Annotated in this window: 12 protein-coding genes; 3 read left to right on the top strand and 9 right to left on the bottom strand. The window is 68.8% G+C overall.

Annotated elements, in window-relative coordinates:
• Nucleotides 1-11: 11 nt before the first annotated feature.
• The 7 genes from folP to BLU77_RS17800 form a co-directional block, all read right to left on the bottom strand.
• A complete protein-coding gene (gene folP, locus BLU77_RS17830) occupies nt 12-836 on the bottom strand; it encodes a dihydropteroate synthase (RefSeq protein ID WP_089774362.1) in 825 nt (274 codons plus the stop codon).
• A 38-nt stretch (nt 837-874) separates the two neighbouring features.
• Complete coding sequence (gene folE / locus BLU77_RS17825; protein WP_089774361.1) at nt 875-1,462, bottom strand: GTP cyclohydrolase I FolE; 588 nt, start codon at nt 1,460-1,462, stop codon at nt 875-877.
• A complete protein-coding gene (gene ftsH, locus BLU77_RS17820) occupies nt 1,459-3,534 on the bottom strand; it encodes an ATP-dependent zinc metalloprotease FtsH (RefSeq protein WP_089774360.1) in 2,076 nt (691 codons plus the stop codon). The genes folE and ftsH overlap by 4 nt, the downstream gene beginning before the upstream one ends.
• A gap of 163 nt (nt 3,535-3,697) precedes the next feature.
• Nucleotides 3,698-4,252, bottom strand: coding sequence for a hypoxanthine phosphoribosyltransferase (gene hpt / locus BLU77_RS17815; RefSeq protein WP_175477199.1), 555 nt, complete (start codon nt 4,250-4,252; stop codon nt 3,698-3,700).
• Nucleotides 4,253-4,289: 37 nt separating this feature from the next.
• Nucleotides 4,290-5,345, bottom strand: coding sequence for a tRNA lysidine(34) synthetase TilS (gene tilS / locus BLU77_RS17810; RefSeq protein ID WP_089774359.1), 1,056 nt, complete (start codon nt 5,343-5,345; stop codon nt 4,290-4,292).
• Entirely contained in the window at nt 5,345-6,451 is a 1,107-nt protein-coding gene (locus BLU77_RS17805) for a zinc-dependent metalloprotease (RefSeq protein WP_089774358.1), read from the bottom strand. The genes tilS and BLU77_RS17805 overlap by 1 nt, the downstream gene beginning before the upstream one ends.
• Nucleotides 6,452-6,768: 317 nt before the next feature.
• Nucleotides 6,769-8,460, bottom strand: a complete 1,692-nt coding sequence (locus tag BLU77_RS17800) for an HNH endonuclease (protein WP_089774357.1) — start codon at nt 8,458-8,460, stop codon at nt 6,769-6,771.
• A 361-nt stretch (nt 8,461-8,821) separates the two neighbouring features.
• On the opposite strand from BLU77_RS17800, the gene BLU77_RS17795 reads away from it, so the two are divergent.
• Nucleotides 8,822-9,334 (top strand): pyridoxamine 5'-phosphate oxidase family protein, encoded by a 513-nt coding sequence (locus tag BLU77_RS17795; RefSeq protein WP_089774356.1) that lies wholly within the window; start codon nt 8,822-8,824, stop codon nt 9,332-9,334.
• Nucleotides 9,335-9,384: 50 nt separating this feature from the next.
• Here BLU77_RS17795 and dacB read toward each other — a convergent pair whose 3' ends face one another.
• Nucleotides 9,385-10,782: a D-alanyl-D-alanine carboxypeptidase/D-alanyl-D-alanine endopeptidase gene (dacB, locus tag BLU77_RS17790; RefSeq protein ID WP_175477198.1), complete on the bottom strand. Its 1,398-nt coding sequence runs from the start codon at nt 10,780-10,782 to the stop codon at nt 9,385-9,387.
• A gap of 275 nt (nt 10,783-11,057) precedes the next feature.
• Here dacB and BLU77_RS17785 point away from each other — a divergent pair, with 275 nt between their 5' ends.
• Both BLU77_RS17785 and BLU77_RS17780 read left to right on the top strand, forming a co-directional pair.
• Nucleotides 11,058-11,573, top strand: a complete 516-nt coding sequence (locus tag BLU77_RS17785) for an inorganic diphosphatase (protein ID WP_089774354.1) — start codon at nt 11,058-11,060, stop codon at nt 11,571-11,573.
• Nucleotides 11,574-11,578: 5 nt separating this feature from the next.
• Complete coding sequence (locus tag BLU77_RS17780; protein WP_089774353.1) at nt 11,579-12,019, top strand: hypothetical protein; 441 nt, start codon at nt 11,579-11,581, stop codon at nt 12,017-12,019.
• A gap of 16 nt (nt 12,020-12,035) precedes the next feature.
• Here BLU77_RS17780 and BLU77_RS22220 read toward each other — a convergent pair whose 3' ends face one another.
• Nucleotides 12,036-13,463 (bottom strand): C40 family peptidase, encoded by a 1,428-nt coding sequence (locus BLU77_RS22220; RefSeq protein ID WP_089774352.1) that lies wholly within the window; start codon nt 13,461-13,463, stop codon nt 12,036-12,038.
• Nucleotides 13,464-13,660 lie beyond the last annotated feature (197 nt).

Raw genomic sequence — 13,660 nt, 5'->3', positions numbered from 1 at the left:
CGCCCACCATGTCACCGGCCATTCTCGGCCTCTCGCCACGCCTGAGCCACCCGAACGGCGTCCACGGATGCAGCAACGTCGTGCACACGCACGCCCCATACCCCCCGCACAGCCGCGAGCGCGGTGACAGCAGCCGTGGCCCGGTCCCGGAACGCCGGCATCGACTCAGCGCCGTCAGCAGCCAGCAACTCCCCGAGAAAGCGCTTGCGTGAGGCCCCCACGAGCACCGGGTACCCGAGGCTCATGATCTGGTCCAGGCCCGCGAGCAACTCCCAGTTGTGCACGCCTTCCTTGGCGAACCCGAGGCCAGGGTCGAGCACGAGCTGGTCGGAGCGCACTCCCCGTGCCTTGACCTGGTCCACCTGTGCTCCGAGCTCGGAGCACACCTCGGCGGTGACGTCGGTGTAGTCAGCCAGGTCATTCATCACGTCCGAGTGCCCGCGCCAGTGGGACAGCACGTACCGGCAGCCGGTCCGTGCCACCACTGCGGCCATCTCCGGATCGGCGCGTCCGCCCGAGACGTCGTTGATCATGTGCGCGCCGGCGGCGACGGCCTGCTCGGCGACCTCGGCGCGCATCGTGTCCACACTCATCGCGGCACCGGTCGCAGCCAGTGCTTGCACCACGGGGATCACCCGCGCCAACTCCTCCTCGACCGGGACCCGCGTGGCGCCTGGACGCGTGGACTCACCACCGATGTCCACCATGTCCGCTCCCTGCGCCAGCAGGTGGCGTCCGTGCGCGACGGCGACGTCGGTCCGGAACCACTGCCCGCCGTCGCTGAAGGAGTCAGGGGTCACGTTGACCACACCGATGACGTGCGTGCGCGAGGTCACCCGCTCACCCTACCCACGCCGTCGGCCGTGCTCACTGCTCAACCGCGCGCGATGAGACTCATCGCCTCGGCGCGGGTGGCGGTGTTGCGCATCAGTCCACGCACGGCGGAGGTCACCGTGCGTGAGCCCGGCTTGCGGACCCCGCGCATCGACATGCACAAGTGCTCGCACTCGATCACCACGATCACCCCGCGTGCGTCGAGCAGCTCCACCAGGGCGTCCGCGACCTGGGTGGTGAGCCGCTCCTGCACCTGGGGCCGCTTGGCGAAGACGTCCACCAGCCGGGCGAGCTTGCTCAGGCCGGTCACGGTGCCGGACTCGGACGGGATGTAGCCCACGTGCGCCACGCCGTGGAAGGGCAGCAGGTGGTGCTCACAGGTGGAGTACACCTCGATGTCGCGCACGAGGACCATCTCCTCGTGATCGATGTCGAAGAAGGTCTGCACCACGTCCTCAGGGCGCTGCCGCAGCCCCACGAAGATCTCGGCATACGCCTTCGCCAGTCGACCAGGGGTGTCCCGCAGCCCCTCCCGCTCGGGGTCCTCCCCGACGGCGACCAGGAGGTCGCGCACCGCGCGCTCGACCGCAGCGGCATCGTAGCTGCCGATGGTGCCGGCGTCACTCACGCCCGGTTCTCCGAGTCCTCCGACGACGGCGGTTCCGGGGTATCCGTCGAGGGCTCGGGCGGGGTCGGGTTCGGTGCCGGCACCTGGCCGGGCAGACCGTCCTCCCCTGCGGCGGCCACCTCGTCCTGGGGTGGCATCGGCTCCTGACCCTGAGCGATCTCCACCGGGGTCTGCACCGGTGGGATGTGGCTGACGGTGCGTTCCTGGCTGGAGAGCCACACGGGGCGCGGGTCCCGCTTGACCACCGGGGTGAACACTTCAGCCAGCTCGGCCTGGTTCAGCGTCTCCCGCTCGAGCAGCGCGAGCGCGAGTGCGTCCAGCACGTGCCGGTACTCGGTGAGTACCGTCCATGCTTCGTCGTGGGCACTCTCGATGAGGCGGCGCACCTCGTCGTCGACCAGACCGGCGACGTCCTCGGAGTACTCCCGCTGGTGACCCATGTCGCGACCGAGGAACACCTCGGAGTCTGCGGTGCCGAGCCGGATCGCTCCGACCCGCTCGCTCATCCCGTACTCCTTGACCATCTTGCGGGCCGTGGCCGTGGCCTTCTCGATGTCGTTCGAGGCGCCGGTGGTGGGGTCGTGGAAGATGATCTCCTCGGCCACTCGGCCGCCCATCGCGTAGGCGAGCTGGTCGAGAAGCTCGTTGCGCGTGGTGGAGTACTTGTCCTCGCTGGGCATCACCATCGTGTACCCGAGGGCGCGACCGCGCGGCAGGATCGTGACCTTGGTGACGGGGTCGGTATAGCGCAACGCGGCAGCCACCAGGGCGTGGCCACCCTCGTGGTACGCCGTGACCTTGCGCTCCTTCTCGTTCATCACCCGGGTCTTCTTCTGCGGGCCGGCGATCACTCGGTCGATCGCTTCGTCGAGCTCGGCGTCGCCGATCATCGTCCCGTTCGTGCGGGCGGTGAGCAGCGCAGCCTCGTTGAGGGCGTTCGCGAGATCGGCACCGGTGAATCCGGGGGTGCGCTTGGCGATGGCGTGCAGGTCCACCCCTGGCGCCATCGGCTTGCCCTGGGAGTGCACGGCGAGGATCGCCTCGCGGCCCTTCAGGTCCGGCGACTCGACCGCGATCTGCCGGTCGAACCGGCCCGGACGCAACAGCGCCGGGTCGAGGATGTCCGGCCGGTTACTCGCGGCGATCAGGATGACGTTGGAATTGACGTCGAACCCGTCCATCTCCACCAGGAGCTGGTTCAGGGTCTGCTCGCGCTCGTCGTGCCCACCACCGAGGCCGGCACCACGCTGACGCCCGACGGCGTCGATCTCGTCCACGAAGATGATCGCCGGAGCGTTGGCCTTGGCCTGCTCGAAGAGGTCACGCACACGAGAGGCACCGACACCGACGAACATCTCCACGAAGTCCGAACCGGAGATGGAGTAGAACGGCACCCCCGCTTCGCCGGCCACGGATCGGGCCAGCAGAGTCTTACCCGTTCCGGGTGGGCCATAGAGCAACACACCCTTGGGGATCTTCGCGCCCACCGCCTGGAACCTCGTGGGATCGGCGAGGAAGTCCTTGATCTCGTGCAGTTCCTCGACAGCCTCGTCCACACCGGCGACGTCGGTGAAGGAGACCGTCGGCGTCTCCTTGGTGACCTGCTTGGCCTTGGACTTGCCGAAGTTCATCATGCGGGAGTTCCCGCCCTGCATGCGCGAGAGGATGAACCAGAACACACCCACCAGCAGGATGATCGTCAGCAGCGTCATCAGGAGGCTGGACCACCAGGGCGTCTGCGGCACGACGGAGTTGTACCCACCGGTGGGGTCGTTCGCCGCGACGGCTTCGGCCACCGTGTCGGCCTGGGGGGTGACGTAGTAGAACTCCACGTCGGTGCCGTAGTCGGTCTCACCCTCGACGTAGGGCTCGCTCAACGTGAGGTTGACTCTCTGCTCACCGTCGGTGATCTCGACCTGTTCGACCGTGTCTCCGTCGAGCAGCTCCAGCCCCACGGAGGTGTCGATCTGGCGCACGCCGCCACCACTCATGAGCTGAAAACTCACGATGATCACGATGATCGGGATCAGGATCCAGATCAGTGGGCCACGCAGCAGCTTCTTGACGTTCATCGCACCTATGGGGTCGCGCCCCGGTCCCTCCTGCTAGCAGTTCTACCGGGTGACGCTATACGACAGATCTGGCAGCTCGTGCACGTGTTCGCCTATGGCAGTACGACGGAACTTGTGCGTGCACGAGATCGTTGGCCAACTATCAGAACGCGGTCGGCCGTGTTCACCGTTGATAGACGTGCTCGGCAAGCGTTCCCACGAACGGGAGATTCCGGTACCGGCCGTCGTAGTCCAGCCCGTAGCCGACGACGAACTCGCTCGGCACGTCAAAGCCGACGTACCGGACGTCCACGTCCACCTTCGCGGCGTCAGGCTTACGCAGCAGAGTGGCGACCTCGACGGAGGCGGGGTTGCGGCTGCGCAGGTTCGCCAGCAGCCACGAGAGCGTGAGGCCGGAGTCGATGATGTCCTCGGCGATCAGCACATGCCTGCCGTCAATGTCGGTGTCCAGGTCCTTGAGGATGCGCACCACACCGGAGGATTTGGTGCCCGACCCATAGGACGACACGGCCATCCAGTCCATCGTGAGTGGGGTGTGCAGCCGCCGGGAAAGGTCGGCCATCACCATCACCGCGCCCTTGAGGACACCCACGAGCAAAACGTCCTTGCCTGCGTAGTCCGCGTCGATGTGGGCGGCCAGCTCGTCCAGGGTCGTGCCGATCTGTTCCTCGGTCAGCAGGACCTCTTTGAGGTCGGTGCCCATATCGGTCGCGTCCACACCACTCTCCTCATACTCAACGGCGCGTGCCTCGAGGTCAGCGAGCCGGGCGGGCCGGACCTACGCGCAGCACAAGCCTGCCACAGGTCCGCACGGCGTCGATGCCGCCTGGGAGATGCACGGGCCCTTGTCCGGTCCAGGCGATCACGAGCGCATCCATCCGCTCGGTGTGTGCGTGCGAGAGGGCACCACCCGGGCACCCCGCGGCCAGGGCGAGACGTCGCAGGAGGCGGCGGCGGACCGCCGTCGGGACCTCGGCCAGCTCACCGACGGGGGCGGTGACGGTGCCGTTCGGCTCACTGCACGCGAGTCGCTCCCAGGCCTGGTCGGTGAGCTCGTCGAGGAGAACGGCATCGGCCCGTGCGAGCTCGGCGGTGCGTGCGAGCGACTCGGGTACGCCGGGGCCGAGCGCTTCGGTGAGTGTGGGCAGGACCACATGCCGGATCGCGCTCCGTCGCAACGGTTCGCCGTCAGCGGTGCGCCAGGGGCCATCGACGGCGTTGCTCGGGTCGTGCCAGACCGGCAGACCGAGCGCCTCGCACACGGCGTGCGTGTCCGCCCGGGTCGCACTCAGCAGGGGGCGCCAGAACGGCTCCCGGACGGCGGCCATTCCGGCCAGTGATCGGGTCCCCGAACCGCGGGCGAGGGCGAGCAGGACCGTCTCGGCCTGATCATCCCGGGTGTGTCCGAGCAGCACGGCGGCCGCGCCGGTGCGGGCGACCTCCTCGGTGAGCGCGTTGTAGCGCACCGCTCGTGCACCACCTTCCGGGCCGTCCGGATTGTCGGGGGGCATCTGCACCCGCACCACGGTGGCGGGTTCGAGGTCGAGGTCGGCGCAGGCGGCACGAGCAGTATCGGCGATCGTGGCGCTGCCTCCCTGGAGTCCGTGATCGACCACGACGGCGCCGGCTCGCAGGCCGAGACGAGGCGCGACGAAAGCTGTCGCGGCTGCCAGTGCGAGGGAGTCGGGGCCGCCGGAGCAGGCCACCAGGAGCAGGTCGCCAGGTCGCAGGCGGCCGGTGGCGAGGCGCTCGTCGAGGAAGGTGCGCACCGTGTGCCGCACTCGTGCGACCGGAGGCTGTGGACCGGGCATCAGCTGTGCAGACGCCGCACCCAGGCCGCGGGGTCCGCGATCTCGTCGGCGCTCGGCAGAGCGTGCGGACCGGACCAGACGGCGTTGAAACCCTCATGACCGACCTGGTCGACAACTCCACGCACGAAGGCAGCACCGTTGCGGTACTGGGCGAGCTTGGCATCGAGTCCGAGGATGCGCCGGAGCAGCAGGTCGATCGGTCCGGTGCCGGCGCGGCGCTTCTCGAATGCCTTGCGGATCTTCTTCACTGTGGGCACCACACGCGGTCCGACGGCGTCCATCACCACGTCCGCGTGCCCTTCCAGCAGAGACATCACGGCCGCCATCTCCGCCATCGCGGCGCGCTCGGAATCGCTGAGCACAGCGTCCACGAGCCCCCCGGCCGGGGCGTCGTGGCGTTCGCCGGTGAGCACTTTGGGGAGGGCGCGCAGGAGGTCCTGCAGGCGTTGCGCTCCGGAGTCGGTGTCCGTGACGGCGGACATCAGTGACCGCATCCGTTCCCGCAGGTGGTCGCTGAGCCAGGGCGCGGCGGCGAACTGGAGGGCATGCGTCTGTTCGTGCAGGCACACCCACATCCCGAAGTCGCGGCGCCGCACGCCGAGATCGTCGTGGATGCGCCAGATGTTCGGAGCGACCAGCACGAGACGCCCCGGCTGCGCTGAGAGCGGGGCTGCGCCGTCAGCACCCGGGGCTGTGCCGTCAGCACCATCGGTGCGACGGGTGAAGGGGTCGTACTGACCGAGGACGCGGGAGGCGAGCAGGGAGAGGAGGACGCCCAGCTCTTCACCGGCGAATCGTGCGCCCCAGGGTTGGGAGGGGGCAGGAAGGACATCGCCGATGGTGCCCCGAAGCATCTCGATGTTCGCCTCGGTCCAACGGGGCCGATCGATTACGTAGACCGGGCCGGAACCCGCCTGCAGCGCGGGCTCGAGGAGCCCGGTGACGGCGCCGACGTGTGCGGGTGCCTCACGGGCGGAGGTACGCAACTCGGCCACGAACTCGGCGAGTTCAGCCGGGGGCACCCGCGGTCCCGGCCGGGTCAGGGCCGCGGCGCGACTCGTGGCGAGTGGCCAGTCGATGGCTCTGTCGCTGACGTTCGCACCCATGGGCCCACCCTACGGGGCGCGGTCGCGGCGCAGGTCAGGAACAGGTGGGGTGCTCACGCCTGGAGGGCCGTTGCAGGTCACAGGTCAGGGAGCACAGCGCACGGCCCCGCCTGCCCAGCGAGACGAGAAGGTCACTCTTCGCCCAGCGCCACAGGCGGCTGAGTGGGCAGATCCACCCGCGTCACCACGTGAGCCGACTCAGGTGCTCAGCACCCCGCCCCTCCTCGCCGTGCGGTTCTGATCGAGCCGGTGGGTCACCGCGGACATGCCGGTGGCCCCGTCGACCGGTGGTGTCGGCGGGGTTCGGGGCGGGGTGGTCAGACCGGTGGTGGGTCGGTGTGGCCGGGCAGGTCTGGGCGCGGCGGGCCCGCGACGTCCTTGCTGTGTGGCTGGTCGTGTCTGCTCTCGGGCGGACTGCCGCCACGAGGGCTGCCCCGTCCGTTTCGCGCCCCCATACTGGTGCCGGCGGTGGGGATGGGATACGTGCCGGTGGGCGTGACCAGGTAATGCGCACCATCGGGTGCAGCCCAGTAATACACGCCGGGGGTGATCATCGAATACGACCACCCGGCATGAGTTTTCGCCCGGTGATGACGTCGACACAAGGCGGCCATATTCACCGAACTGGTCCGGCCGCCGCGGTCGAAGGGAACACTATGATCCAGATCGGCAGAACGCGCGGAGCGATTGCAATAGGGAAACCGGCACCGCCCGTCACGAAGAATGATCTGTTCACGCAGTTTTGGACTGGCCTCATACGTGGTGGCATCGGTGTGCCCGGCCAGATCGATCACGGGACGGACCAGTATTCGGCCGGCGGTGGCACACCATTGACGAATCTGCTCTTTCGAGACCGGTGATTTGGTGTTTTCGCACCGGCCCACGACCCCGGATCCGAACACAGGGCCCGTTTCACCAGAGTTACCCGCACCCTCACCGGTACCGGAGCTCTCACCGGTGCCGGCTTCGGCGTGGTCGTTGAGGGCGTCAGCGGGCAGGTGCAGGTAGAGCATCACAGTCCGACCCATCCCACCAGTAGCACCTGGCGCCCCCACGACACTGGTCCCGGTCGTGGTGGTCGGTGCTGCGCCACCGCCGGAAACTCCTTCACTGCCGCCCTCACCGCTGCCGGGGGTGGTGGGGATCGGGAGTGTGGTGTGTCCGCGGGCGAGGTCACCGACGGCGATGGAGCGGCGCACGTCCTCGCTGGTGCCGGGCAGGAACCCGGCCAGCACCCGGGCCTGGTCGGACACCGCAGCCTCAAGATCCAACGCGTCAGCAAGGTCGAGGCCGCCCTCGACCCGCACCACCGACCCCACACCCAATCCTGCTCCTGGTCCCGGTGCCGCGGTGGTGGCTGCCTCATCGAGACGGATATCGAAGTGGCGCCCCTCCAACGCTGCCTGTTCGTCCTTGGCGGCCTGTTCGGGATCAAACGTGGCCATCGCCGCACTCACGGTCCGCTCAATCTGCGCCACCGTGCAGGACCCGATCGTCCAGGCCACCTGCGCATCCACCCAGGCTGCACCGGCGAACGGGAGTCTCTTGCTCATTCGGGTCACTGCCCGGGCCCGGTAGATGCTGACCTGCCCGGCCCTCACCCGGGACCATAACTGGGGTAGCCGGTAGGCGAGCTCGACCACCACACCCACATAGGCCAGGGCTGCTTCGTTCGACTGCCCCAACGCGGTCGCCAACCGGGTGAACTCCAGGTCCGAGACCAATGGGGCACCATCCCCAGCCAACCGCATCGGCTGCTCCGTCCCCGGCAGGCCCGCGTGCTCGTCCGGAACCGGCATGCCCGCGTGTTCATCAGGGTCGAACACCGGCCCACCCCTCAAGGCGCCCAGGGTGGCCGTGTCGATCGCCCGCTCACCCACCCACGCCACCACCAGCTCGGCGCACTCGATATCCACTGCCCGGGCTGCGGTCCGGTTCTCCCGCAGGGCAGCCAACACCGCATTCCCGGCCGGGGCCGAGAACGCGGTACCAGTGGCTGTCGAGGTCATGGCTTTATTCTCCCAGAGGGCACTGACATTGCGCTGGACAGCATCGGCACCTGTGGAAAAGTCCGCGCCACTGAGGCACAGTGTCGGCGCCCCACAAAGTCGACACGGACGTCCTCGTCCAGTGACTCAGAAATACCCATCCACACAGGCATCGCCGACCAGTTCGCGACCCGTGACGAGAACATGGAGCCCGTGGTTGTCAACGTCCTTCCACATTCTTTAGGCACCACTGACATCGGCCGATCGCCTCAACCCACATTGATACGACCCCATCACCAGCACACGCCTCCCGTCCGTCGGCCCGCACCAAATCGACTGCGCACCCATCACGTGACCTCATCCCCGGGCGTAGCCTCGCCCCATGTCCATACAAGGCCCCACTGCAGAACGTCCCACCATGCCGGACGGGTACGGCATTCCATCGAGCCGCGACGGGCTGCTCGACTGGGCCGACGTGGAGAAGCAGCTCACCGCGGCCAAGCACTACTGGCTCAGCACCGTCCGGCCGGACGGCACACCGCACTCGGTGCCCCGCTGGGGCGTGTGGCTCGACGGCCGGTTCTGGTACGACGGCGCCCCGACCACCCGGCACGTCCGGAACCTCGAGAGCAATCCGGCCGTCTCCCTCCACCTGGAATCAGGCGCGGAAGCCATCATCGTCGAAGGCGCCTCGACCGCCACATCCGCACAGCCGGATGACTTCGGGGCGCGGCTGTCCGCGGCCTTCAGCAAGTATCACGACGACGGCTACGACCCGGGGCCCGACTCATGGGCAGGCGAGCAGGGCGGCGGACTCCGTGTCATCACACCGTCCCGGGTGCTGGCCTGGTTCTCCTTCCCCACAGACTGCACCCGGTTCACCTTCCATCGCTGACCTGACCGGCCAGCGCCCCGGAACAGCCAGGCGTCCGCTGAGCGTTCCGATCACGCTCCACCGGGGTCAGAACACCCACACGCAGCCACTCCGGAGATCCACTCATCCACCGCGATCCGTGCCGTGTAGGCCGTCCCGCGCGGGAAGTCGTTCGCCAGCACCGTGAATGCGAGGAGGCGCCCTTCCGCCGTCGTCACGATCCCGGACAGTGCCACCACCTGCGGCAACGTCCCCGTCTTGGCGCGCACGCTGCCCGTCGCTTCTGTATCCGTCAGTCGGCTGGCCAGAGTTCCTTCGAGCCCACCCACCGGGAGCGCGTCCACCAAGGACCGCAGCTCGGGATGGCTGCCGTCCGATGCCAACCGGACCGCATCGGTGAGCAACCGTGGGGTCAGGACACTCTCCGAACTCAGCCCCGACGTGTCCGCCAACGACGAGCCGGAGGGGTCCAGCCCCAGCTCGTCGAGGACCGAGATCACCGCCTCGCCCGCTCCGTCGAAGCTTGCCTCGTGCCCGGTCGCCACCGCTGTCATCCGACCCAGCACCTCGCTGAGGATGTTCTCGGAATGCTGCAGCGTGTACGCCACCAGGTCGCGCAACGGCGCCGACTCCACCGCACCGAGTGCGGCAGCCCCCTCCGGCGCCGCAGCCCGGCTGACGTCCCCGGTCACCGAGATACCCGCGGCCGCGAGCGCGTCGGCGAACATCTCCGCCGCGTCCATGGCCGCGTCGGACGATCGCACGTTGGTCCCGTCGCGCCTACCCACGTCGACGGCGACCGGGGCCATTGGCATCGCCCACCCCCCGGAGATGTCCACATCGCCCCAGCGCGGCGCCAGAGCAGGACCGGTGAACAGCGTGTCGTCCAGGGCCACCTGCACCTCGCTACGGCCCTGCGCGTCAAGTTCCTCCGCCACCTCGGCGGCCAGATCCGCGAGCCCGGCGTGGCCGATCACCTGGTCGGGGTCACCTTCGCCCTCGGCGAGGGTGAGGTCTCCCCCGGCCACCAGTGTCACCACCCCGTCACCGGCATCCACGACGGACGTGGTGAACCGGTGCTGGTCGCCGTAACTGGCCAGCGCCGCAACACCCGCGAGCAGCTTCACGCTGGAGGCGGGCACGTAGGACTCGCTCACCCGGGCGCCGTACAGGTCCTCCCCGGTGAGCACGTCGGTCACCAGCAGCCCCGGCGCCGGCCCCACGTCACCGGACGAGACCAGGGTCGAGCTGAGGTCCGCGAGCGCCTCGGTGCTCGGGATCGGGGCATCCGTGCTCGGGCCCGGTACGCTGTCCGGAGCGGCCGCAGGCGCACCCGCCGCCACCTGTGGGAACGGCTCCGGATCCGGCCAGGGTGCGTCACGGGTGAGCACCCCTGGCACGACGTCGTTGGCATCCAGCGCCGCATACCCGCCGAGCAGAAGCACCAGGAACGCAGAGAGCACGGTCATGCGTCGCCGTCGGTACATCCGCCGGCGAGCGGCCTCACGTGCGGCCGCCCCCGCTGCCGCGGACGACCTGCCCCGGCCGCCCGGGCGGCGTGGGGGCACGGGGCGACCGGCCGCCGTCGTGCTCGTCCTGGATCCCGCCACTGCCACCCTGTCTGTCGTCGTCAGCGGGACGGCGCGAACACGCACGACCCGCGAATGCCCACCAATGTTCACCGGCGGTGCCTGCGGTAGGCCACACTAGGGGTAGTACACCACGAGACCGGAAGAGACAGGCTGTGGAATTCGACGTCACCATCGAGATCCCCAAGGGGCAACGCAACAAGTACGAGGTGGACCACGAGACTGGCCGGATCCGTCTCGACCGGATGCTGTTCACCTCGACTCGCTACCCCGACGACTACGGCTACATCGACGGCACGCTCGGTGAGGACGGTGACCCGCTCGACGCACTGGTGCTGCTCGAGGAGCCCACGTTTCCCGGGTGTCTGATCCGATGCCGCGCGCTGGGCATGTTCCGGATGCGCGACGAGGCCGGCGGTGACGACAAGGTGCTGTGCGTACCGGTCGGCGACCAGCGCGCGAGCTGGCGCAGCGACATCGACGACGTCTCGGAGTTCCACCGCCTGGAGATCCAGCACTTCTTCGAGGTCTACAAGGACCTCGAGCCCGGCAAGTCCGTGGAGGGTGCGCACTGGGTGGGCCGCGAGGCCGCCGAGGAGGAGATCCGCAACTCCTTCACCCGCGCCGAGGAGACCGGGTACACCCACCCGCAGCCACACATCGGGCACTGAGCCTGATGGGCTCAGCGTCCGGAGCTGACAGGTCTGCCCCGGACGTCACACGCGAGGAGTTGCTCCGGCAGACCCCGCCGGCGATCCGTGCCGCGTTCGGCGACGAGGCGTGGCGCTTGGAGGACCTCTGGGCCATCACCGGTCCCGTGACTCGTGTATCGGTCACCGCGTTGGACTGGCTCTTGGACTTGCCGCTGTGGCAGCGAGACGGGATGCGGTTCCAGGTATCACCGCGTGAGGTGCTGAACGTCCCCGACCAGTTTCCCGATCACCTGGCTCGCGTTCGTGCCGTGGACGTGACGTTCCCTGTGCACGCCGTGCGGCGCAGCCACGGCGTGGCGATCTTGGACGGCTACCACCGCCTGCTCAGCACGATCCTCGACGGCGGCACGTCCGTTCCGGCCATCGTGCTCAGTCCCGCTCAACTCGCCTCGATCAGCGGCTGAGCGCCGGCCAGTCCCGTCAGGGCCGCCCGGCCATGGGCATCACGTTGCTCCACCACATCGATGTGTATTCGACATCGGTCTGCGGGTTTGCCGCGTGCACGCGCATCCCGTCACCGGCATAGATCGCCACGTGATAGATCCCCGACGCAGTGCCGTTGCTGGAGTAGAAGATCAGGTCACCCGGGCGAATCTGGTCGATCGGCACGTTCGCCGTGGCCCGGTATTGGTCACGCGAGGTGCGCGGCAGGTAGATGCCCACGGAGTTGTAGGCGGCGCGGGTCAGCGAGGAACAGTCCCACTCGTCGGGGCCGTTCGCGCCGTAGACGTACCGGTCACCCACCTGGGTCATCGCCCAGTTGACGGCGCCCTGCCCGGCGCTTGCGGACGAGCCACCACCCGAGGGCTGCTCGGGCTCCGGCTCCGGTTCTGGCTCCGGCTCCGGTTCTGGCTCAGGCGCGGGCTCAGGTTCTGGCTCAGGCGCGGGCTCCGGTTCTGGCTCCGGCTCCGGTTCCGGCGCGGGCTGCGGGGACTCGGGCTCAGACGTCGGTCCAGGATCGGCGGGAGTTGGTTCCGGCTCTGACTCCGGCTCGGGGTCGGGCTCAGTCCGTCCACCGCTCCGCGACGATTCATCGGTGTCCCGCTCCGTCTCGACCTGCGCCCCCACCGCAGCCGCCGCAGCCGCGTTCTCCCGCTCGCGACGTTGCGCCTCCAGGCCCGCTTGACGTTCCGCCTCGAGCTCGGCCGTGGTGTTGCGCAGCGCTGCGAGCTCACGGATCAGCCGGTCACGCTCGGCCGCACTGTCGGACACGAGATTCTCGGCATTCAGGGCCGCGGCGTCAGCCTCGCGGGACGCGTCTTCAAGCTCAGCGGCAGCAGCCTCCGCCTCGGCGAGCGCATCCTCGGATCGCGAGTGCATCACGTCGGCAACGCGTTCGGCGGCGTCCAACCGCTGGTAGGCCTCGTCGGCGTTGCTACCGAGCATCCGGAACGTGGTGGCGCTGTCCACCGCCTCCTCGACACCGTCCGCCGAGAGGAAGATCCCCACCTGCTGCAGGTTCCCACCATTGCGGTACGCCGCCGTCGCGATGCGGGCCACCGCCTGGCTCGCCTCGGCCACGTCGGCGTCGGCCTGCTCCGCTGCCTCGGCCGCGGCCTGCGCGTCGGCCTCGGCCTGGTCACGCTCGACGACCGCCACGTTGTAGTCCTCAGCAGCGACAGCGGCCGCCACGTTCGCCTCATCCAGCGCTGCGGCGTTCTGGGCGAGCTGAACCTCGAGCGCGGCCACCTGCTCGGCCGTGCTCTGTTCGGCCTGCTCGGCCTCCTCGATGTCGTCAGTGCTGGGGATATCAGGGGTTGCCCCGGCCGGCGCGGCCCACAGGGTCACCGACAGAGCGCCCGCGCCGAGCACGGCAGCGATCCGCCGCCGAGTGGTTCGTGCTGTCACTGTCCTGCTCCTCGATCGTGGACTCACGGCCCGATCACCAACAATTCACGCAACCGGCGTGTCGAGTTGACGAACGAGTCAGATGCGCGCCCCAACGTACTCGATGTCAGCCCATTTGTGAACATGAAGCCCAGTAGTCACAAGATTCACACCAGCCCCACCACTCTCTCGAGACGGCTCGTCTCCCGGAAATGTGC

This window comes from Ruania alba (assembly GCF_900105765.1).
GTDB classification, from domain to species: Bacteria; Actinomycetota; Actinomycetes; order Actinomycetales; family Beutenbergiaceae; genus Ruania; species Ruania alba.
Note: the sequence above shows the minus strand (reverse complement) of the source record. Positions and strands in the feature narration are given on the sequence as shown.